The organism is Pseudotenacibaculum haliotis (genome assembly GCF_042684245.1).
Lineage (GTDB): Bacteria > Bacteroidota > Bacteroidia > Flavobacteriales > Flavobacteriaceae > Polaribacter > Polaribacter haliotis_A.
The window spans coordinates 62881-84865 of sequence record NZ_JBHULH010000003.1 but is presented as its reverse complement, the minus strand read 5'-3'; the positions used below and the strand labels follow the sequence as shown (position 1 = coordinate 84865).

Annotated in this window: 25 protein-coding genes; 8 read left to right on the top strand and 17 right to left on the bottom strand. The window is 36.5% G+C overall.

Annotation, left to right across the window (positions count from 1 at the left end; translation table 11 throughout):
• Positions 1-55: 55 nt before the first annotated feature.
• From ACFSRZ_RS05970 to ACFSRZ_RS05935, 8 genes are all read left to right on the top strand, one after another.
• A complete protein-coding gene (locus ACFSRZ_RS05970) occupies positions 56-811 on the top strand; it encodes an SDR family NAD(P)-dependent oxidoreductase (RefSeq protein WP_379665620.1) in 756 nt (251 codons plus the stop codon).
• A gap of 2 nt (positions 812-813) precedes the next feature.
• Positions 814-1680: an aldo/keto reductase gene (locus tag ACFSRZ_RS05965; protein WP_379665619.1), complete on the top strand. Its 867-nt coding sequence runs from the start codon at positions 814-816 to the stop codon at positions 1678-1680.
• 32 nt (positions 1681-1712) lie between these two features.
• Complete coding sequence (locus ACFSRZ_RS05960) at positions 1713-3167, top strand: TlpA family protein disulfide reductase (RefSeq protein ID WP_379665618.1); 1455 nt, start codon at positions 1713-1715, stop codon at positions 3165-3167.
• Positions 3168-3190: 23 nt separating this feature from the next.
• Positions 3191-3817 carry an HD domain-containing protein gene (locus ACFSRZ_RS05955; RefSeq protein ID WP_379665617.1) on the top strand — a complete coding sequence of 209 codons (627 nt, stop codon included), beginning with the start codon at positions 3191-3193 and terminating at the stop codon, positions 3815-3817.
• Between the two features lies 1 nt (position 3818).
• On the top strand, positions 3819-4958 hold the full coding sequence (locus tag ACFSRZ_RS05950) for an ATP-binding protein (protein WP_379665616.1): 1140 nt from the start codon (positions 3819-3821) through the stop codon (positions 4956-4958).
• A 66-nt stretch (positions 4959-5024) separates the two neighbouring features.
• Positions 5025-5591 (top strand): RNA polymerase sigma factor, encoded by a 567-nt coding sequence (locus ACFSRZ_RS05945; protein WP_379665615.1) that lies wholly within the window; start codon positions 5025-5027, stop codon positions 5589-5591.
• Positions 5563-6084, top strand: a complete 522-nt coding sequence (locus tag ACFSRZ_RS05940; protein WP_379665614.1) for a hypothetical protein — start codon at positions 5563-5565, stop codon at positions 6082-6084. The genes ACFSRZ_RS05945 and ACFSRZ_RS05940 overlap by 29 nt, the downstream gene beginning before the upstream one ends.
• Entirely contained in the window at positions 6065-7222 is a 1158-nt protein-coding gene (locus ACFSRZ_RS05935) for a hypothetical protein (protein WP_379665613.1), read from the top strand. Before ACFSRZ_RS05940 ends, ACFSRZ_RS05935 begins: the two co-directional genes overlap by 20 nt.
• A 25-nt stretch (positions 7223-7247) precedes the next feature.
• Here the strand turns inward: ACFSRZ_RS05935 and ACFSRZ_RS05930 are convergent, their stop codons facing one another.
• From ACFSRZ_RS05930 to ACFSRZ_RS05850, 17 genes are all read right to left on the bottom strand, one after another.
• Positions 7248-8099 carry an alpha/beta fold hydrolase gene (locus tag ACFSRZ_RS05930; RefSeq protein WP_379665612.1) on the bottom strand — a complete coding sequence of 284 codons (852 nt, stop codon included), beginning with the start codon at positions 8097-8099 and terminating at the stop codon, positions 7248-7250.
• 1 nt (position 8100) lies between these two features.
• Positions 8101-9582, bottom strand: a complete 1482-nt coding sequence (locus ACFSRZ_RS05925) for an NAD(P)H-hydrate dehydratase (protein WP_379665611.1) — start codon at positions 9580-9582, stop codon at positions 8101-8103.
• Between the two features lie 83 nt (positions 9583-9665).
• Entirely contained in the window at positions 9666-10136 is a 471-nt protein-coding gene (locus tag ACFSRZ_RS05920) for a GNAT family N-acetyltransferase (RefSeq protein ID WP_379665610.1), read from the bottom strand.
• Between the two features lie 27 nt (positions 10137-10163).
• A complete protein-coding gene (locus ACFSRZ_RS05915; protein WP_379665609.1) occupies positions 10164-11273 on the bottom strand; it encodes a DNA helicase PriA in 1110 nt (369 codons plus the stop codon).
• Between the two features lie 3 nt (positions 11274-11276).
• On the bottom strand, positions 11277-12374 hold the full coding sequence (locus ACFSRZ_RS05910; protein ID WP_379665608.1) for an SPFH domain-containing protein: 1098 nt from the start codon (positions 12372-12374) through the stop codon (positions 11277-11279).
• Positions 12375-12494: 120 nt separating this feature from the next.
• Positions 12495-13010 carry a hypothetical protein gene (locus ACFSRZ_RS05905; protein WP_379665607.1) on the bottom strand — a complete coding sequence of 172 codons (516 nt, stop codon included), beginning with the start codon at positions 13008-13010 and terminating at the stop codon, positions 12495-12497.
• Between the two features lie 15 nt (positions 13011-13025).
• On the bottom strand, positions 13026-13454 hold the full coding sequence (locus tag ACFSRZ_RS05900; protein ID WP_379665606.1) for a hypothetical protein: 429 nt from the start codon (positions 13452-13454) through the stop codon (positions 13026-13028).
• Positions 13455-13561: 107 nt separating this feature from the next.
• Positions 13562-13855, bottom strand: a complete 294-nt coding sequence (locus tag ACFSRZ_RS05895; RefSeq protein ID WP_379665605.1) for a hypothetical protein — start codon at positions 13853-13855, stop codon at positions 13562-13564.
• 21 nt (positions 13856-13876) lie between these two features.
• Positions 13877-15001 (bottom strand): hypothetical protein, encoded by a 1125-nt coding sequence (locus ACFSRZ_RS05890; RefSeq protein WP_379665604.1) that lies wholly within the window; start codon positions 14999-15001, stop codon positions 13877-13879.
• Positions 15002-15028: 27 nt separating this feature from the next.
• Positions 15029-15487: a DUF4440 domain-containing protein gene (locus ACFSRZ_RS05885; RefSeq protein WP_379665603.1), complete on the bottom strand. Its 459-nt coding sequence runs from the start codon at positions 15485-15487 to the stop codon at positions 15029-15031.
• A gap of 82 nt (positions 15488-15569) precedes the next feature.
• On the bottom strand, positions 15570-16400 hold the full coding sequence (locus ACFSRZ_RS05880; RefSeq protein ID WP_379665602.1) for an ABC transporter six-transmembrane domain-containing protein: 831 nt from the start codon (positions 16398-16400) through the stop codon (positions 15570-15572).
• A gap of 6 nt (positions 16401-16406) precedes the next feature.
• Positions 16407-17258: a sterol desaturase family protein gene (locus ACFSRZ_RS05875; RefSeq protein ID WP_379665601.1), complete on the bottom strand. Its 852-nt coding sequence runs from the start codon at positions 17256-17258 to the stop codon at positions 16407-16409.
• A 75-nt stretch (positions 17259-17333) separates the two neighbouring features.
• Positions 17334-18203, bottom strand: coding sequence for an AraC family transcriptional regulator (locus ACFSRZ_RS05870; RefSeq protein ID WP_379665600.1), 870 nt, complete (start codon positions 18201-18203; stop codon positions 17334-17336).
• A gap of 194 nt (positions 18204-18397) precedes the next feature.
• Positions 18398-18793 (bottom strand): VOC family protein, encoded by a 396-nt coding sequence (locus ACFSRZ_RS05865; protein WP_379665599.1) that lies wholly within the window; start codon positions 18791-18793, stop codon positions 18398-18400.
• Positions 18794-18833: 40 nt separating this feature from the next.
• Positions 18834-19226, bottom strand: a complete 393-nt coding sequence (locus ACFSRZ_RS05860; protein WP_379665598.1) for a helix-turn-helix domain-containing protein — start codon at positions 19224-19226, stop codon at positions 18834-18836.
• A 93-nt stretch (positions 19227-19319) separates the two neighbouring features.
• Positions 19320-21038 carry a serine hydrolase domain-containing protein gene (locus ACFSRZ_RS05855; protein WP_379665597.1) on the bottom strand — a complete coding sequence of 573 codons (1719 nt, stop codon included), beginning with the start codon at positions 21036-21038 and terminating at the stop codon, positions 19320-19322.
• Between the two features lie 68 nt (positions 21039-21106).
• The gene (locus ACFSRZ_RS05850) at positions 21107-21916 is read right to left on the bottom strand and encodes a helix-turn-helix domain-containing protein (protein ID WP_379665596.1); all 810 of its coding nucleotides are present in this window, start codon (positions 21914-21916) and stop codon (positions 21107-21109) included.
• Positions 21917-21985: the final 69 nt, after the last annotated feature.

Here is a 21985-nt window from a genome sequence, read left to right as displayed (position 1 = left end):
ATCTTAATATGAGATGTAAGCAAAATCAGCTATCTTTAATGGCAAAACCACACCCATGAATTCAACTGTATTAATTACAGGAGCCACCTCAGGTATTGGGAAAGCTACAGCCGAATTATTAGCCAAGAACAACTTCCGATTAATTCTATGCGGAAGACGAGAAGAAAGGCTAAAACAACTCGAAGAAGACCTAGGGAAACTCACAGAGCTTACAACGCTACAATTTGATGTAAGGAGTAGAGAAGATGTTTTTGCGGCTGTTAAAAACCTCCCTAAAGAATTTCAGCAAATCGATGTACTGATCAACAATGCAGGAAATGCTCACGGACTAGATCCTATTCAAGATGGAAGTTTAGATGATTGGGATGCCATGATGGATATCAATGTAAAAGGATTGTTGTACATGTCTAAAGCCATTATTCCTCAAATGATCGAAAGAAACAATGGGTTTATTGTCAATATTGGATCTACAGCAGGAAAAGAAGTATACCCTAACGGAAATGTATACTGTGCCTCAAAGTTTGCTGTAAACGCCATTAACAAGGGAATGCGCATCGATCTGAATCAATACAACATTCGTGTTAGTGCCATTCATCCCGGATTGGTAGAAACCGAATTTTCAGATGTACGTTTCAAAGGCGATACAGAAAGAGCCAAAACAGTATACCAAGGATACAAAGCACTACAAGCAGAAGACATTGCAGACATCATTCACTTTGTAATCTCAAGGCCATACCATGTAAACATAGAAGACCTGGTTGTGTTTCCCACAGCGCAAGCTACGGCAACACTAGTCAATAAAAACCAATAAGGATGAGTAGGTATTCAAGAGTTATAGCAGGATGCATGTCGTGGGGAGCTTGGGGAAAGCAAATGAATACCCAGCAGATGATCGATCAAATGCACTTGACCTTAGAAGCGGGAATCACCACATTTGATCATGCTGATATTTACGGAGACTATACTACTGAATCTGAATTTGGAAAAGCATTTTCGCAAAGCGGAATTGAAAGAGAACAACTGCAATTGATCTCAAAATGCGGAATACAATACATCGGAAAGACAAGAGACAATAAGATCAAGCACTACGATTATTCCAAAGAATACATCATTTGGAGTGTAGAAAAATCCTTGTCAGACCTACAAACAGATTATTTAGATCTATTGTTATTGCACAGGCCAAGCCCGTTGATGCAAGCCGATGAAATTGCAGAGGCCATACATCACCTAAAAGAAGATGGAAAGATTTTAGATTTTGGAGTTTCTAACTTTACACCTTCTCAGGTAGATTTAATCCAATCCAAAGTAAAAGTGCAGGCAAATCAAATAGAATTTTCCTTAACGCAACATAGTGCTATGCACAATGGTTCTTTGGATCATATGACGCTGCATGAGATCACTCCTATGTGTTGGAGCCCTCTAGGGTCGGTTTTTAAAGAAGAAACAGACGCCAACTTCCGAGTCAAAAAAGTGTTGGAAGAACTGACAGAGAAATACAATGCCACAGAAGATCAATTGTTACTAGCATGGATTTTAAAGCATCCGGCAAAAATTCACCCGGTCATTGGAACAACCAATCAAGAACGAATTGCCAATGCTGTAAAAGCTACTGAGATAGATGTAGACCTAGAAGACTGGTTTACGATGTTGGTAGCGTATCAAGGACATAAAGTACCATAAACTCGAAATCATAAAATCACAAAAAAATGAAAATGAAAAGAATCACCTTACTACTCTTACTGCTTATCACGATCGTTTCTTGTAAAAAACAAGATAGCTATCAAGAAACAGAAATTATTATTACTACGGCAGGAGAAACTATTGAAGACGTAGAAATATACAGATCAGAACAAGGAATAGATTTATGGTCTAACAAAGTAACCAAGCTCAAGAAAAATGACCAAGGAGAATTTGTACTAAAGCTAATTATAGACACAGCAGAATATGCCAGAATAAAAGCAGGAGATAACAGAGCAATCCTAGCTGTTTTCCCGGGACAGAAATACAAAGTTCATTTTACTGAGAAAACAAAAGAGTTTTCTCTAGACAATGCAAAAGGACAAGAGATTCTTAATAATGCAGATAGAATTCCGGCACAGACCTTTGTATTTTTAAATAGATTCACAAAGGACTCTACACCTGAATTGGTTTCAAAAAAGATAGCGGTTTTAAAGGGTAAAGAAACCTCTAAAATGGATTCCTTATTGGCAACAAAAGAGATCGATGAAAGTTTTTACAAGTACTTGCAAAAAGAAGCAGATTTCTATTATGCCAATGCAGCCGTGAGTGTAGCAGATTTCAAATCGAGACGAAATAAAGCATTAAAAAATGACTATGTTGCTTTCATAGAAAAAACACTAGAACAATACCCATATAGCAAACCAGATTTAATCCCTTATAGTTGGCAATCTTATGTAAGTGAGAATTTTGTTAGCAGAAATGTATATAATAGTTACTCTAGAGATCAATTAGACGATTATTACGACAAAGACAGTATTCATTTCTTATTTGCGCAAACCATACAAACAGAAATAAAAGAACAATACAAAGAGCCAATATTTGCCTATTACATTATCAACAGCGTTAAGCAAAAGAGGCATGAAAAAAGTCTGATCAAGATTTTTGATGATTTCAAAACAACATATCCAAAGAGTAGTTATATAAAATATTTAGAAGCAGATATTCAGGAAATTAAAGAGTATCAAGATAAAATTGCCAGAGGTCTTTCTGATGATGTCAATATTATTGAGGATGAGAAAGTGAACACGTTTAAAGATCTATTAAGCAAATTCAAAGGAGAAAAACTCTATGTAGATATGTGGGCAACGTGGTGTGGTCCGTGTAAAAAAGAGTTTGAAGTGAATCATAAAATAGACAAGCTTCTAAAAGATAACGGTTATAAAAAACTATACATTTCTGTAGATAGAGCTTCAGTGAAAGACAAATGGATAGAACTGATCAAATTCTATGACCTTGCAGGGTATCATCATTTGGCAAATAAGGCATTTTTTAAACATTTTGCCAATAATTATACCAATACAAAGAAAGGAAGAGTCTCTTTGCCTCAATACCTTATTATTGATGAAAAAGGAACTATTGTAACTAAAAACGCACCAAGACCCAGCCAGTATAAAGATTTAGAAAGGGCTTTGAAAAACAGTAAATAGAAAGTAGTCAACATAGGATTTTAATGAAAGAACTGCATACAGATTGGTTAAAACTCGGAAGGAAATATTCTGATGATGAGCAATATATAGAATCTGTTTGGAAAGAAGTAAAGAGAAAGTATACAGGTAAAAAAAGACACTATCATAACCTGAATCATATCTATCATATGCTAAGGCAAGCAAAAGAATGTGAAGCAGAAGTTGATGATGCAGAAGTTGTCTCTTTTGCTATTTGGTTCCATGATATTATCTACAAATCTTCAAAAAAAGACAACGAAGAGAAAAGTGCAGAATTTGCTAGAAGAACACTCGAAAATACAGAGTTAGAAAAGGAAAGAGTTGACAAGGTTTATGACTTGATTCTTTCAACCAAGAAACATGAAATCATAAATCCTTCTATAGACAACGATTTTTTATTGGACTTTGATCTTTCTATTTTAGGTCAACCGTGGAATGTCTATGAAGAGTACATTCAGAACATTCGAAAAGAGTATAGCATTTATCCCTCGTTTTTATACAACCCCGGGAGAAAAAAAGTGCTAGAGAGTTTTTTAAGAAGAGAAGTGTTATACTTTACAGAAAAATATCGAGTTTTATATGAAGATCAGGCTCGTAAAAACTTAGAAAAGGAAATTAAAATGCTATCGTAAAATGATTAACAAGCGACTTTTAATTAAAAACCTACTCAGCCATACAGGCGAGAATAGTTTTTATGACAAAAAGTTAAAACTATCATTGGGTAGCAAAGAAGGAAAAGCCAAATTCTTAAAACACGTTTGTGCCTTATCCAATTCAAACCCGGAGAACAACTCTTACATTGTAATTGGAATAGAAGATGAAGAAAATAAGATCTTGGGAGTCGATTTTTACGACGATAGTAAGATTCAAAATCTAGTCAATGCCTATTTGAACAATCCGCCTAAGATCGAGTATGAGAACGTTCCGTTTCCAAGATTGCCAAGGCACAAAGTAGTGGGATTGGTTACCATTCATGCCAACAATAGGATTGCATCACTTACCAAACACGCTTGGAAATACAGGAGAGGCACCATCTTTTACAGAAGAGGAAGCAACTCTATGCCGGCCTCTAAAACCTTTGAACTTAGAAACACCAACAAACCCATTGTTGAAGCCATTGAAAAGAATGCGAACAACAACATTGAATTAACGCTGGATGGAGTCTTCGACTTTTTCAACAATCACAAACCTGAGTACAACCCGCAATACAAAGTTTTTAACGAGCAGTTTGTATTGTGCTGGGCAGGAGAGAAAAAAGAGATCAACGGAGAAGAATTTTACAGTCGGGTTGATATCGAATTGATCAATGAACAAGTACGTTTGTTCTTTTCGTATTTAGATGATGTACAGATCAGTTACAACAATCAGGCATTTATCATCACAGAGTATATTTTGTTGGGAATTGATAAAGAGGAAAAACGATATCCCTTAGAAAAAACCATCATCAACTTTAAAGACAACGGAAAGCACGATATCGCTACCGAATTCCTTTTTGAACCCCCTACATTTGATGAGATACGAGTGCAACACATCTACCAAAACAACAATGCCATTGTGGCCAAAATAGAAAAAGAACTTCCGCTTTCTGTTTTAGAACATGAAGATGTATTGCGCATGCCCACCAATTACTTGATCTGCTTTTTACATGGCTATGCAGATGCAGGAGAGCAATTGAGAAAAATAAAGAACTATATCAAAAGTATTGAAGACAAGACTGCCTACGTAAAGTATAAAGAAGCCATGCGGGTGTTGCGTAAGGTAAAATATCAATAAAAAATACTTCAATTTGAAACCCTGTTGTTTTTCTTACGTTTTTATAAACAGAACCAACTGTTAGAAATGGGAGGAAATATTCAAATCCTACTTCAAGGCTGCCGTCGAGGAAATCAAAAATCGCAATTACAGATATACAAGCTGTATAGTGAGGCAATGTACTTTGTGGCATACAGGTATATAAAGGATGAAGAAGAGGCTAAAGACATTATGCAAGAAGGGTTTTTAAAAGCCTTTCAGAACATCCATAAAAATGTTGAAGCAAAAGCTTTTGGTTCCTGGTTAAAGAAGATCATTATCAATCAATGTTTGGATCGATTAAAAAAGAAAAAGATCGATACAATATCTATGGAAGATCAATCCGTTGAACATGTTGCGGACGATGATAACAACTGGAATATTGATGGTAAAATCACAAGAGAACAGGTAGAAAAAGCAATTGAAGAACTTCCCAACAGATATCAATGGGTTACAAAACTCTACTTGATGGAAGGTTATGATCATATTGAAATCTCTGAGATCTTAAAGATTCCGGTAAAAACATCGAGAACCCAGTTAAGGAGAGGAAAAATGCTATTGCAAGAACAACTTAAATCCTATAAAAATGGAACAAGACATCAGAAAATTGTTTGAAACTGACGAGTTTCCTACAAAGAAGTTGCCGGCAAATCATGAAGATGAATTTGCACAAAAATTAAAGTTGCAAGCACCTAAAAAGAGGAGATCTAATTTGTTTTTCTTGAAGGTAGCAGCTTCAGTTGCCATTATTTTTACACTAGGATATGTTTTGGTAAATTCTATGGATAAGGGTACCCAACCCACAGAATTACAAAAGCAGGTTGCCGAGATAGAAAAAAGCTATCTCAAACAGATCGATCAAGAATGGGAGGCGTTTGTAAAAACTACAAACGATCAAGATTTAGTGAAATACTATAAAGAAACATTGGACGACTTGAAAGAAGATTACGATAAGATCTCAATCCAGTTTTCTCAAGAGCCCAACAACATTCCTATTCTCGAAGAGTTAATCAAGAATTTACAGAGAAGGTTAGACCTTCTAAAAAACATTCAAGAACACATCAAAGTGAATAAAAAGAGTAAACATTATGAGACCATTATTATTTAAGGTTACAGTTATATTTTTATTAATTGGTACAGCCGTTGCTGCACAGAAAAAAAACATCTATAAGAAGAGTTTTCCTACTACAGAGAAAACAATGCTTAATCTAGACCTTACCAATTCTACAATCTCTATAGAAACATCTTTAGACAATCAAATTCATGTAGAATTTAGTGCAGATTTTCAAAACTATCCGAAAAAGAGGAGAAATGAAATCATTGATGAGATTGATATAGCAGCAATGACTAGAAATGACATCGTGGAGCTGCGTGTTTTTAGCAAAACAAAATTGTCTAGAGAACATTATGTTCTAAATTCTAAGAATGGAATTGTATTAGATGATTTTAAATTTGGTATTAAGAAAAAGAGAGAGAAAAAGGATATACATAAGTCACAAGCCTCTATTCTAAAAGAAGTTCAGTCATACAAAAAAGGAGGCAAAGGATTTTTAGACAGAGTAAAAGTATTGGACGAGAATGGAAAAAAACAAGACATAGACAAGAAGACTCTTCAATTGATGAAGAACCACTTTGTAATCAAAATTCCTAAGCACATTTATGTAAGAATAAAAGGGATGGAAACAGAAGTTTTCATAGAAGATGATTTGTATCAGAAAGTAGATATCAACCTAACAAAAGGATTGCTAAGAGCTAAAAAAATTGAAAATAGCAAATCATTCTTAAACGTAATAGATGCCAATGTTTATGTAGAAAGCATTGCTGTACAAAACTTAGGATTAAAAAATGTTTCTAAGAGCTTATTTGGCTCTATAAAAGATACCCATTGCCATTTTATGGGATCTAAAGTAGAGTTAGGTTTTATTGGCAAAGGAGTAAAAGTACAAGACTATAACAGCAAGATCTTTTTCTACAATTTTGATAAGAAGTTTGAAGAGTTAAAGTTTAGAGGAGAGTACACAGACCTTTATATTTTTGATTATGATGATAAGATTCAAATGAAAGCCAAAGGAAAGGTTGCCTTAATGTATGACGGATTTAGCACTATTTCATCTTCAAACTCTTCTAAAGGAGTAAAACCTCAAACCTTGACCTTGGAGCTGGAAGAAGAAGCAAAAGAAAACACTTATGGAACTGTTGATGTACTTTTAGAAAAAGGAGTACTACGCATAATTACAGAAAAGTAAAAAACAAAGTCGGGCTTTGCCCGGCTTATTTCATTTTGTTTAAAATGATCTCGGCAATTTCTACCGGACATTCTTCCTGAATGAAATGCTTGGCATCTAAGAGATGAATATCTTCGGGTTGTATATTAAAAATAGACATCACTTCCTTCTCAAGGTGTTTCCACACCAACATAGTATCGTGTTTTCCCCAAATAACTGTTAGAGGAATATCTAACGATTGGTGAAGCGGACGATAATCTGTGATCTTTCTACAGGTTTGTGTAAAGAAATAGTACAAACCATGCTGCCCGTTGTATAAGAAAGGAATTCTATACCCTTCCAGCATCTCTTCGGTAATCACAGATTTGTCATCAATCCCATTTTTAAAAGTTGGAATCAACACGATCTTTTGCCCTAAAGAAGTACTGTATTGTTTTGCAAACACTTTTGCCAATCTACCGGGAGCAAACTTTAAAGGAGGCCTAAAACCTTCTTGATATACAATAGTATTCAGCATGATCAACTGCTTTACTTTCGACGGGTCTTGCTGAAGCATTGCCCAGGTATACAAACCACCACCATCATGAAAAACATGTGTCCATTCATGAATATTCAGATGGTCCATCAACGAAAGCAAACGACGTCCCATGTGCTCATCAGAATATACTTCATACTCATTTGGCTTGTCGCTGGCACCATATCCCAACATGTCCGGAGCAATTACTCGATAACCGGAATTCGTTAGCAGAGGAATCATCTTTCTGTACAACCAAGAAGAGGTAGGTACACCGTGTAGCAATAAGATGACTTCGCCTTTACCTTCATCTAAATAGGCCATTTTACCTTCCGGAGTTGTGTAGTAGTGAAGCTTGTCTAGATGTTCCTGATATGTATACATATTAAGCGATCCTTAGGTTGTTTATAATATCTGAAGCAATCATACTGTATTGCCCTTTTTGCCATGCAGCCACATCTCCTGCCAAACCATGATGATACACACCAATCAAAGCAGCTTCTATAGGCGAATAGCTTTGTGCCAACAATCCGGTAATAATTCCCGTAAGCACATCACCACTACCACCTGTAGCCATTCCCGGGTTTCCGGAAGTATTAAAGAACAAATTTCCTTGTGCATCAGAAATGCTGGTATGAGCATCTTTTAAAACCACGATGCATTGATGTTCTTTGGAAAATTGTTGCTGTTTTTGAAACCGCTCTTGAGCGTTTACAGAAAATCCTACCATACGATCAAACTCTTTGATATGCGGAGTAAGAATGGCGTTTTTTGGAATCTCAGCAATCAATTCCAGTTTGGTTGAAAGAATGTTTAGAGCATCGGCATCCAACACCACAGGAACGTTTATGCGTTCAAAGAGTTCTGAAACCACATGTATGGTATCCGGATTGGTTCCCAAGCCGGGTCCAATTCCTATAGCATTGTATTTTTCCAGTTCCGGTAAAGAGGTAATATGTTCGTATTGTGTATCCGTTAGGCACATGGCTTCCGGCAAAGAAGTTTGCAGAATTTCATAGCCGCATTTTGGAACATAACTACTTACCAAACCTGCACCGCTTCGCAAGCACGCTTCAGAAGTCAATACCGCGGCACCCATCATTCCGTAAGCTCCAGAGATCATCAAAGCATGACCATAGCTTCCTTTGTGCGAATATCGTTTTCTAGATTTTACTAGGAGAGAAACCTTTTCGTCAAGCACATATTGATGTGATTCTTGTTGTTGAATAAATTTTTCATCTAAACCAATATCTACAACTCTCCATTGTTGTATATAGGCGTTGTTTTCTGGAAAGAAAAACGCCTTTTTAGGCCGTTGAAAACTCACTACAAGATCGGATTGTACAACGCTTGAAGCGTTGGTTATTTCATCACAAAACAGACCCGAAGGAATGTCAATAGCATAAACTGTTGCTCCGGAAGCATTAATGGCATTGATCGTTTGAGCAACAAAGCCTTCGGCTTCTCTTTGCAAGCCGGTTCCCAATAAAGCATCAATAATCAGATCAAACGAAGAGAGATCGGGAATCTCTTTTTCTGAAGAGATCACCGTTACCTGTTCTAAACGATTGAAATTGATCTGACAGTCATCAGATAGTTTGTCTTTGAATTGAATTAAGAATGGTTGAGCCTCTATGTTGTGAGATTGTAAGATTCTGGCTACGGCAAGCCCATCACCTCCGTTGTTTCCAACACCGCAAACCACAGCAATCTTTTTGTTACTAAGATCTTCCTGTAGTATTTCATTTACAAATGCCGTAGAAGCCCTTTCCATCAAGTCGATAGAAGAAACAGGCTCGTTTTCGATGGTATATGCATCTGCCAATCTTGTCTGCTTTGCCGATATGATTTTTCGCAGGCCAAACATGAAATAAAGGTATGGTGAACATACGAATTTACAAATAAATCAGTAGTTATATGTAAGAGGATATTAGCGAGATTAGATACGATCTAACTCAATTTGTACACAAATTCCGTGATTTCTTCTTCTCGTGCAGTGGCAAAACCTGTTTCGGTTCCAATCTTAGAGAAATGACTTTTTTCCAAAACTTTTTGTGAGCCAAAATTGTCAAAAGCAACTCTGCCAAATAAAGGCCTGGTCTTTTCTATGTTTAGAAACTCTTGCAACGCTTTAGAAGCAATTCCTTTGCCCCAAAAGTTTTTTCCAATCCAATAGGTGATCTCTGCATCTCCTTCCATGACATATTTGGTAATGCTTCCTGCTATTTCACCGTCTACATAGATGGTTTTGCAGTTGATGGTAGGTTCAGACAAAATCATTGTCCATTTTTTCAGAAAAGCGTCCTTATCTGTAGGGTCTTTAGAGGTAAAAGCAGCCAGATAATTGGCTTCTTTATCTAGTTGAAAAGAGAATAAAGTGTCTAAATCTGACGAATTTGTGTCTTTGAGTTCTAGTTTCATAGAGTGTTTTTTTTGAGCTGCTCTAAGTTAAGAGTTCTGTGCCAAAAAAACAATCAAAGCAATGATTCCTAAACCTAATAAGACGGCAACAGTGATCTTGATCCAGCTATACGGACGTTGTCCTTGTACTTCACCGGTTCGTCCGTTTACCAAAAACTGATAGAGCTTGTCTTTGTATCTATACGCGCTTACATATACGGGAAGCAACAAGTGTTTGAAAGTAATGTCATCATAATTCGTATTCATTGAAATGATACGCTGCTCATCACCACCAATATCCATTCGGATCAAAGAACGGATTTCAGGATCCATGATGTCTTTAGCGACGTCAAATCCTGCTTCCAGATCAATTTGATATTTCTCTGTAATAAATCCGCTGAGGTAACTTTTTTCAAACGGTACCAGGTTTTGCAGATCCCAAGGTTCTAACTTGTAAATATATTTACGAGGTAACGATTGATTTGCTGTTACTAAAACATCGTCAAAGAATTTGCTAACATCTCCATAAGCCGGATACCAACGGGTTTTTCGTACCTGACGGGTTTTGGTTACAGATTTTCCGTCTTCTACAGCAGTATAGGTTTCTGTTACGTAGTAATGCACACCGCGTTGCCCTGTGTATTTGGTATAGGTATCTGTATCGTAGGTCCAATAAGGAATATATACGCCTTTAAAATGATCGAAATTCAAGGATGCCTTTTTCAGATCGCCCGGAGCAAACCACAGTTTGCTTACCCATTTTTTAAAACGGTTTTTAGCCGTTTCCTTATCCAGTGCAAAAGGCAACAAAGATTTGGGTTTGATGATGGCTTCTTCTTGAGATTCTTCGATAACCAAAGCGGTTGAACAATAGGGACAATTGGATGAGGTTACGTGTGGCTCCAACGACGAAGTTGCTCCGCAACTTGTACACTTTACAAACCGCTCGGTTATAGTTTCTGCGGCATTGGATTGGTCATTCAAATATTGATGAAAATCCAATTCTTCAAAATCGTCTTCGATCTGTGGAATCTCATTTTCGGTACCACAGTGTTCACAAGAAAGCGAGTGTGTTCCGGGTTTGTATTTAAGATCGCCACCACAGTTAACGCAGGCAAACTTTCCTACTTCAATTTCTTTTTCCAAATTTTCTTCCATGGATTATTGCGGAATTGGTGGCGGAACGCTTCCAAAAACAGAAGCTAAATCAGTTACTTGTCCGGCAGCCGTCCAATTGGCCATTCCTTGTTTCCAAACCAGCGTTTCGCGAGTCAATTCGTTCTTTAAAGCCATTTCTTTTAAGGCGCCCATATCAAAAGGCCCGGCTTGTTGTCCGTTTAGCGCTACAAAGAATGTAGCTGCTGCAGACGGTATTGGAGGTGGCGTGGCTCCGCCGGTATTTTGTTGTCCGGTAAACGCTTGTCCCATTTGATTGGCCATGGCAAATCCCATACCCATTCCCATTCCGGCACCAGCGGTTCCGCTATCATTTTCGGCAGCTTTTTCCAAGGCTTTGGCAGCTTTTAATTGTGCTAACTTATTCAGATCAATAGCATTTAAACGACTCAGTTCAAATACTTCTTTCTTGATCTCTTCCGGCATAGATACATTCTCGATCAAGAACTTGGTGAGTTCCAAACCATACTGCTCAAATTCCGGAGCCATGACGGTTTGCACATATTCTGAGATCTCATTGGCATTAGAAGCGTAATTCTCTACGGGTAATTTGGCTTCTCCTACAGCATCTGTAAATCGAGTTACGATCATACTTTTTAGCTGCTCAGAGATCTTATCGGTGGTAAAATGCCCGTCGGTTCCTACAATTTCACGTAAGAATACAGGTGCATCTTTTACTTTGATCACATAGGTTCCAAACGCGCGGATCTCCAACATTCCAAAACGAAGATCGTTTAGGATTACCGGATTTCGGGTACCCCATTTTTGATCTGTTAGGTTTCGTGTGCTTACAAAATAGACTTCTGCTTTAAACGGACTGTCAAAACCATATTTCCATCCTTTTAAGGTAGATAGAATGGGAAGGTTCTGAGTGGTTAAGGTGTACATTCCGGGTGTAAATACATCGGCAATTTGCCCTTCGTTTACAAAAACAGCGGCTTGTCCTTCACGTACCGTTAGTTTTGCTCCGTTTTTGATCTCGTTCTGATAACGCTCAAAACGATATACAAGCGTATCGTTAGACTGGTCTGTCCACTCAATAATATCTATAAATTCTCCGCGAATTTTATCAAAAAGTCCCATGTAAATAAGTTTTTAATGCAGTTTTACTTATATGTGTACAAGATACAGGTTTTGTTACAGAGAGGAAATAAAAAAGATTGTTTGGTGGGGTGAGTTTTGTGAAAAAGGATTATCAATTTCTTATTCCACAATATTATATCCAGTTTCCTTTACCCCTAGAAAGTCTTGTTTAGATCTTCTCTCACTTAGTATTCCGTTTTCTTTTAACTCAGCTAGTAGTTTTTTTAATTTTTTAATTCTTGGTTTTTGATTTAATAACCAAGATTGGTCAGAAACAGGAGCTCCATTTAATTTCATTAAGTTTATAGGAGTAATAACAATTTTTTTATTGGTTGTTTTAAGCTCATTTATCAATTGTGCTAATAACTCGACTGTTAATTCCTTCGGGTCAATCCTAGTAACATTTAAATATTTTTCCCAATCGGGAATCGTTTTGAGCTTTTTGGTTTCTGTTCCATTCTCGAAGGCCAAAAGTCCATCTAAGAGCTCTTCATCTTCTATATAGAATACTTCAGGACAAGACCCTTTTGGTCTTGCTCCAACAACAATTAGCTGCCCTAATCTAAAATCAGGATTTGCTTTCCAAATTCGTTCAAGTTCATTTAATATTTTAGGAATTCGATTTATATCTCTCATGTCTTGTACCAAGTTTTAAAATGAATGTAGTAATTCTTTTTTCTGCTTAAGTATACCCACTTTATGCATAATATCTTCTTCATCCATTTTTAAGAAGACAAAACTTTCCCTTTTACCATCAACATAGAATCGGATTCTAGAGTATTTCGTGAAGAAATTTTTCTTCTTTATGCTAAAATTAGAAGTAGTACAGATATCATATTCAACAAACCCCTTTTTCAAAAAAGGAGTTGTAAACACGATCTTAAGCTTAGAATTGTCAATTGTTAAGTGATCCACATACAACGGCTCTATCCAAAATTTAGAGATGATAAATGCAATGATCCAACCAATGATAAACCCAATGTTTATATCAATAGAGAATAGGAGCTTTACTATTAGCAGAATAGGAATTACTAAAAAAAATGAAAACGTATTGTAAAGGATAGTCAACTTTCTTTTCATAACTGTATATAAGTTGTGTGTTGTTTTTTACCGCTAAGACGGGAAAACTCATAGCGAAACCAAGATACAAAAAAACCTCATTCTGTTGAGTGGGGGTTTTATTAGAATTACGCTAAGAATTTTAAAAATTCGACCCCACCAATTTTGTTCCCTTTTAGCAGATCAAGAACAATTGTTCCATGCTTTTTGTCTTCAAGTACAATGTTTTTTTCAAACTGCCATTCAGAATTAGGCTGATTCGCATTATCGGGATCCACAAAATAAATGTACGCCTTACTCTCTACTTTGGCTTTGACACATTTAGACAAAGCTGCGATTATTTCCGGTTCATCCGGAATATGCTTTTGTGCAATAGCAACTAACCATTGAGGATTATAGGATTCCCATTTTTTGTTCTTCATGATCTATAAAAGTAGCTATTCTTACTTAGCTGTTTTTCGAATATAATCGGTAAAATCTTTCGCTTTAATACCCAATTCTTTTTCGATAAACCCGTAAAGCTCTTCATCTGTTTTCACTGTTTTCAATCCCTCTAACAAACGAGTCATACCTCTCTTTTCATAGATCTTTTTACAGATCAAACCACCAATCACATAACGAAACTCGGTACTGTGCAATCCGTTAGGAATATACCCCCTTAGTTTTTTAAAGGAGATAATAAAGTCAGGGTTTTTGGCTAAGAATTCTTTCAATTTTTGTGTATGCCATGCTAAATCATGTCCGCCACTTCCGGCCATAAATGTGGCAAAACCTTCATCCAACCAAAAATGATAGCCGTTGTCATAGGTTTGGTGAGTATACAGATGGACTACTTCATGTGGATAATACTCAGAGTTGTTGCCTGCATAGACAATACTGTTGTTGATATCGGCAAGACCTCCGGTTTGTCCTGGAATGTATATTTTGGCCATATAATCGTATCCCCACAAACGAACGATTTCTCTGGAATAATTGCTTACAAAATAATCGAAAGAGATAGGGTTGGTTTTGAATGTTTTAGCCATCTTTTCGTTAAAAGCATTCATTTTTTGAGCAGCCTTCAGATCAAATGGGTGATTGGGATGCACATAGTAGGTAATGTTTCCTACTTGTTCTTTTTGCCAAACACCTTTATGGTACTGAGAACTGTTGACCAACAAATATTTTCCGTTGATCTTTTTGGCATAGACAGATAAAATAGCCTCCAAGACAGAATCTCCTTCTTTGTTTATATGCGTCAATGCAGTTTTGATGGCGTAATGATCATTTTCTACAGAAAACACACCCAAAATGGTGCACTGTACCTTGGGTGTTCTGTCTTTTAAAGTCTTCATTCCAACCGGCCACAAAAAGTAATCGGGAATTTGATACTGACTTTGATCCCAGAATTTTGTTTCCGGGTTTTTGTATTCTCCAGATTGTAAATACTCACTCCAAACTTTGATAATTTCTTTTTCGTTTGGGTCTTCTGCATTTTCAACATTTTTATCAATGATGATGTTAACTATTTGCCCCCAAATAAAAAATGAGTTGATAAATAGCAAAGCAAATAAAAGCGTTCGTTTCATAAAGATTAGTTGACTATAAAATAAGGGTTACCAATACTCAAATATTCGAGAGATCTTACCATTTTTAAACTCAAACAATGTCATACGACGCTCGCCGTCTTTAAGCTTTCCGTCTACTTTTTCGATATAGATTCGTTCTACCACTACAGCATTGAGTCCGATAATTTTGTTGATGATCTTTACATCAGCAACAGATCCGTCATAACCACCATTTTTCTGATTCCTTACATAGCCGCCGTATAAGCTTTTGCGTGTATAGGTTCCTCCATATTTGGGATGTATGTAGGTAAAATCGTCTGTAAAAAGCTCGAAAATTTCATCAATGTCTTTTACGGTTGAGTTTGCCTGAAAGATCTTGACATTTTGCTTGTAATAAGCTTCTACCATAGTGCTTAAAGAGTCTTTGTGGGCTTTTGTAACTTCTTGTGCAGGAATGCTCAAAGCAAAGAATGCAAAGAATAGGATAAGTGCGATCCTCTTTTTCATTTGATGTTGATTTTATGGATGCCCCAATGTATCTAAAAAGAAGATGTTTTCGACTTAAAACAACGTTAAATCTCTCTAAAACCTAGAATTGTTTTAGTCGCTCTTTGATCTCTTTCAATCGCAACCAGTTCTGATAGAACAAAGGAAGGTTCATCACATTTTCCATGTACTGAAACACATACATGACCAAGGCAAATAAAGCACCATAAGCCGTAATTCCATCGCCAACAGCAATGACGATGGAGGCAATTAAAAAGAGAAACAAAGCAATCCAGGAAATGGAGAAATTCAACGCTTCTAAATCTGAGAGTTTGATGTTCCATTTCATCATCTCTTTTAAATGAACTCGTAATTGTTGTTTATCGTTTGTAGCAATGATATCTACTTGTTTTTCCCATTCGTCGTTAGAAGATTTATTCAGTCTCATCGTTCGTTTGCTGGTAATCCAGTAGATCAAAAAAACAACAAGTGTTACCAAAAGACTGCCGTAAAAAACAGAGAGATTTAAAGAAGCGATGATCACAATCACACCCGCCAATCCAATAATGTTACTAATGAGTTCTGGGAGTGAGTTTTCTAAAAACTCCACAAACTCTCGAATCATACTCAACCTTGCTGTTTTTACCGAAGAAAGATCGTCTTGCATATTGCTAATCACTTTTAAACCGATATTCTGATAGATCTTTGCGTAAAATCGGGAATCAAGAACTCTTCTTCCCACTCCGATTACCAAGGCGATCAAACTTAAAACCCCCAATTGAGTAACACCGGAATAATCCTCGTTAATAGCACCATCTATGGCGTATCCTATGAACAGAGGAAACAAGAGGGCAGTTGCGGCTTCTATCAGCAGTAAGAAAAGGGTAAACCCTAATCGTATTTTGTATTGTTTTAAAATGGTTGTGATTTGCATGACGAATTATTTTTTAGGTTCCCAGCCCGGCGGTTTAGCCAAGTAACCCCAAGCTTCTTTAAAATTTTTAGCCTTTTTCAAGTCTTTAAAAATGTTTACATATTCAATAAAGTGCACTTTAATAGGGTTGATGGTATTTATAGGCTTTGTTAAACCATAGTTAGGCGTGTGCAGTTCTTCCTGAAATGTACCAAACATACGATCCCAGATCGATAATACGGCTCCGTAATTTTTATCGAGATAGATCCTGTCAGACCCATGATGTACACGGTGTTGTGATGGTGTCATAAAGATCTTTTCGTACCAACCCAACTTTCCAATGATCTCTGTATGTAACCAAAATTGATAGGTGAGCATAAACAGCACAGCGATTAAAACCACATAAGGATGAAAACCGATCAGAATAGCCGGAATGTAGAAAATCCAAGTGATGAATGAATCGATAAAAGAAACGCGAAGCGCAGTTGTGTAATTGTAAATGGGAGAACTGTGATGAATGCTATGATAACTCCACAAAGCTCTTACCTGATGTTCTATTCGATGTTCCCAATAGTAGAGAAAGTCGATCAAAAGTATACAAAGGATGGTTGTCCAAATATTGATTGGGATTTGCCACGGAATGTATTTTGCCAAAAAATAAAAGGCAGCGGTAAAACCAACCACACTAATTTTTTCGGTTAACTGTGCTACGATGTAGACAGAAAAACTGGCCCACATTTCTCCCAATCGCCATTTATTGATCTTCTTTTTGTAGAGTTCGTAACAAAACTCAACGATGGCCAAACCTATTGAAAAGGTAAGGATGATGAGGACCACCAAACCAATATCATCTTCCATTTTTTGAATCAATTCTTCCATGTACTTTCTCTGTTAAATGTCTATGAGACAAAACTAAAGACGGAAGCAATTGGCGGTGTGTCCTTTTTGGACAATCTACTTCACAGGAATGTAAATTTCAGTGATCAGTTCACTTTCAGGAAGGTTTTCGTCGTAGTTTGGATAGAATTCGAGCGTAGGAAGATCGATCAATTCCAATCCTACATCGTAGAACCAAAAGGCATAGATCTTTTTATAGAAGTCGGCACTATCTCTATCAGAACCTTTGTAGCTAAACTTTGCATATTTCTGCTGTTTGTGTTCTTTGGTTCTAAACAATCCTTCTGGCTTGAAGCTTAAAGGTTGTTCCAGTATTAGAGAGAAATAGTACCGGGAATGAATATGATCGCTAACCTCGTTGTCATCAATGATCTCGGTCATTAAAATAGAATTCTCAGAGAGCAGCTCTTTTTTAGAAACGTAAGAGATCAATTTATCCCAGGCGGTTTCTATGGATTTTACATCATCATAATGCCCTCTATATTCCAAAAAAAGAGAGGTGAAGTTAGGCAAATACTCGATTTCAAACTGAAGCTTTTCTCTTTCTGTACCTTCTTTGGGAAGCATAGACTGTTGTAGGCTTTCAAGAACGGCTTCATTGCTTTTACGGAATGCAGAAGGAGAGCTGTTGTATTTGTTCTTAAAGGCTTTGCTAAAAGCGGCTCTATCTTCGAACCCGACTTCATAGGCGATGTCGGAAACTTCCATTTCAGAATATTTTAAAAACTGAGCTGCTTTTTCCAATCGAAGACGTTTTACATATTTCCCAATAGTCTCATTATGCAGTGCTTCAAAGATCCGATTGATGTTTCGGTAGGAGTAATGGCAGATCTCTTCTACTTTCGGAATATTGATGTCTTCTTTAAAGTTTGCATCAATAAAGGAAAGCAGTTTTTTATAGCGCTCTAATTGGGTTGGGTTGTTCATTCTTTATATTAGAGAAGTCTTTTTAGAGAATGTTACAAGCAGCATTGTTAGTATAGAGTACGTTTTTAAAATCAAATCTTTAATCACTGAGCAAATTTTTATGTTAAAAAGACAGTAAAAATAGCGTTTCTAAGATACAAAAAACCACCTCAGTAAGAAGTGGTTTTATGATGATTTTCAGATATAGAGAAGCTTTATTTTTCTTCTACCAATTGGATGTTGTTTCCACAGGTATCATCAAATACGGCTATGATTACGGTACCAACGTCTGTAGGGTTTACGCTAAACTCGACTCCTAATTTGGTCAATCGTTCAAATTCTTCCTGAACACTATCTACATAGAACTGAAAACTAGGAATTCCTGCTTTTTTTAATTCTTCTTGATACACTTTTGAAGGTTCGAAATGAAGAGGTGCAGGCTCCAGTAATAATTCAGTACCATCTTGTTCGTATTTAGAAACTACTGTCAACCAACGATTCCCTTCACTTAAAGGAATATCTACCTTTTTAACAAAGCCCAACACATCGGTATAAAAATCCAATGCTTTTTGTTGGTCCAATACCATAATTCCCGTGATTTTGATTCTCATAATTTAAATTTTAATAATAGGCCTGCAATATGATTAAAATTCAGGGGTTTGACTTATCGAAAGTTGCTCTTCTGAACACGGAAGGCGACATTCCGGTTTTCTCTTTGAACAAATTTGAAAACGAGTGAATACTTTCAAAACCTACGGCATAACAAGTGTCGGATACAGATGTCCCCGATTTTAAAAAGGCTTTAGCTTTTTCAATTCGTTTCTGAATTAAATATTGCCTGGGTGTAATACCATAGTACCTTTTAAACAGTCGTAATAGATGATACTTGGAAACAAATTGAACCCGAGACAACTTATCTAAGTTCAATTCCTTTTCGTAATTATTGTCAATATAATTCCGAACATTTACAATAGTTTGTATCTGCTCCTCATTTGCAAAAATGAGTGCTTTAATTCTGTTAAACTCTCTCTCAAAATAGGTCATTCTTAGAATTTCTTACGATACTGCTTATGATAAATGTACGTAATTTTCTAATGAAACACCTCTGAGAAATGACAACCAACAGTTTTGTAGCAGCTATTTTATCAATGCCGGAAGAATGTAATCTCTGAGAATATCTCTTGATTGATTTCCTTTTCTATTTCTAAAGTTTCCAGAAGTGATTACAACAACTGATTCTAACTCCGGAATGATAAAGATAAACTGACCGCCGGCACCTCTTGCTTCAATTGTTTTAATGGCTTTTCCTTTTACAGTATATGTATCGTGCCACCACAGATATCCATATTCATTTTTGTCTTTGTAATCTTGCAATCGGTGATACTTTCCAAAAGATTCTTCTACCCATTCTTTTGAGACGATCTGTTTTCCTTTCCACTCACCTTTGTTCAAAAATAACTGACCAAATTTGAGAAGATCTCTAGGCGTTAACAGCATACCTCCACCAAAATAAGGAGTTGCTTTTGTGTCATCGGTTTGATTGATATAATTGGTAATTCCTAAAGGCTTAAATAGCTTTTCATCCATATAAGTTTCCAAAGGCATCTTTAATCGTTGATCTAAACATACGCCCAATAGAAAAGGGTTTGCAGACCCATAATCAGAATAGGTTCCTGGTTCTTTTACCATAGGAGCATCTAACACAGTTTGAAGCCACGTTTTTGGGTTCTCGGGGTTTTGATAAAAGTCCTCTGATGCCAGCTTGTTTACATCCAATCCAGAACTCATGGTTAGCAAGTCTTTCAAGGTAATCTTAGCCTTTAAAGTATCTTTGGTAGACTGGTATTCTTGAGGAAGAAAATCATATAGCTTCTCATTTACACCTTTTAGGATTTTGTCATCAATAGCAATTCCTATGATCGCAGAAGAAATACTCTTGGAAGCAGAACGCAGATCGTGCGGAATATGGGCATTAAAACCGTCAAAATAATTTTCGAACACCAAGGTGTTTTGTTTGCTTATAAGAACACTGTGGGTGTTGACCAATGTTCCGTTGTGAATGTCTTTGATCAAGCGAAGCAATTCATTTTTATCAATTCCATAAGCATCAATATTGGCTGTGTTCCAGCCGTCATGTAGTTGTTTGGGAGTTTTCGTGTCTTGAGATTTAGCAACCGGATCCGAATTATATTCCCAACCATCATTGGTATGTGTTAAGCGGGTTTTTGTTAGAGACACATCCGTAAGTAAGATCTCCAGATCTACTTTATCACCTAACAAAGTAGCTCTAAAATTAAATCCTGTATTGCCATCTGTAAAAGAGAGAACGTTTCCTTTTTGTTTAAAATCTTCGGTCCAGGTTCCTCTAAATCGTTGATCACCAAAAAAAGGATAAGCAACCAGATTTCCAGCTCGGTTGGTTTCCATGTACAACATCACATCATCAGATTGCAAGCCATTGTCTACCATAAAAGGATTCCACGCTCCAGCAAAAGCGTTTGCTCCGTTGCTTTTAAAGCTGACATGGTAGAGGAATCTTCCTGTTTTGATAAAACCGACTAACATTTGCTCTTTTTGATCGTGTTTTAAGTTGAAAAACAATTGTTGATCTATATGAAATTGTATGGTTTGATCATCTGAAGATTTTACGTTTGTATTGATGAGGGTTGCTGCTTTATTGCTAAGGGTTAAATGATAGCGATTGGAAGCTAGTTTTTCTAATGACACCTGAAAGTTGAAACTACTTTTATCGGGTAAAAAACCAATCCATTCTCCTTGGTAATCTTGTTGGGTATTTTGAGCACAGCTCATCATGGTTAAGGATAGAAATACTAAAATTGTTAAGAGTCTTTGCATTGTTCAAATGGTTTAGGTGGTAAAAGTAGCTCGTAACAATTGTAAGAAATTGTATGAGATTAACATTTCTAAGGGTTCTTTATTTTTTTGCGAAAAGAGCTTGGGTTCATTTGAAAAAAAGACTTGAAAACACGGTTAAAATGACTCTGATCCGAGAATCCAACTTCATAGGTAATGTCTGTTAGGGATTTGTTGGAATCGAATAACAAAGGAATAGCATCTTTAACTTTTTGTTGTCTTAGGTATTCTCCAAGACTTACTGATAAGTATTTCGATGCTGCTCGTGAGATATGCACAGGATGCACATTCAATTCGTCAGATAAATAGCGAAGGCTGAGGTTGGATGTATCGTAATGCAGTAATTCTTTCAGATCGTCAACCCAAAGAGGGTTCTTTTGAACACTTTGCTGTTTTACATTGCTCAATGCCTCGCAAATTTCCAATAAGATAACTTCAACAGAAACTTCACTGTATGCATCCATTTGTAAAAACTCGTGGTATAATTTTGCAAAATGAAGGTGCAACAGCGGATTTTGGATGAGTTGACTCCCTTCTAATAAGTCTAAAGAGATTCCGTTTTTGGCAAACCATTCTTTTTGGAACTCAAGATGAAAACCGCAAGCGTTCTCAGAATGTTTAGACCCAAAATGAGGCTCTTGCCAGTTGTTAAACATCAAACTTCCGGAAGGGCATTGGGTTTTGATCTTTTTATTGGAGTCCATCATGTTTCCTTGTAAGACATACATGAAATAAGGATTCTCATGGTAATGCCAATCGGTACGAGGTCCTAAATAATCGTATTGCGAGAGAATGATCCCATTTACATCGACCTTAGATTTTTTTGTTCCGTAGTATGTTCCAGAAGTAAGAATTCTCATGTTATATTGAGAGCTTATATATAAAAACAACAAAAACAAAGGTTTAGTATCATGTACGATACTTCCAAT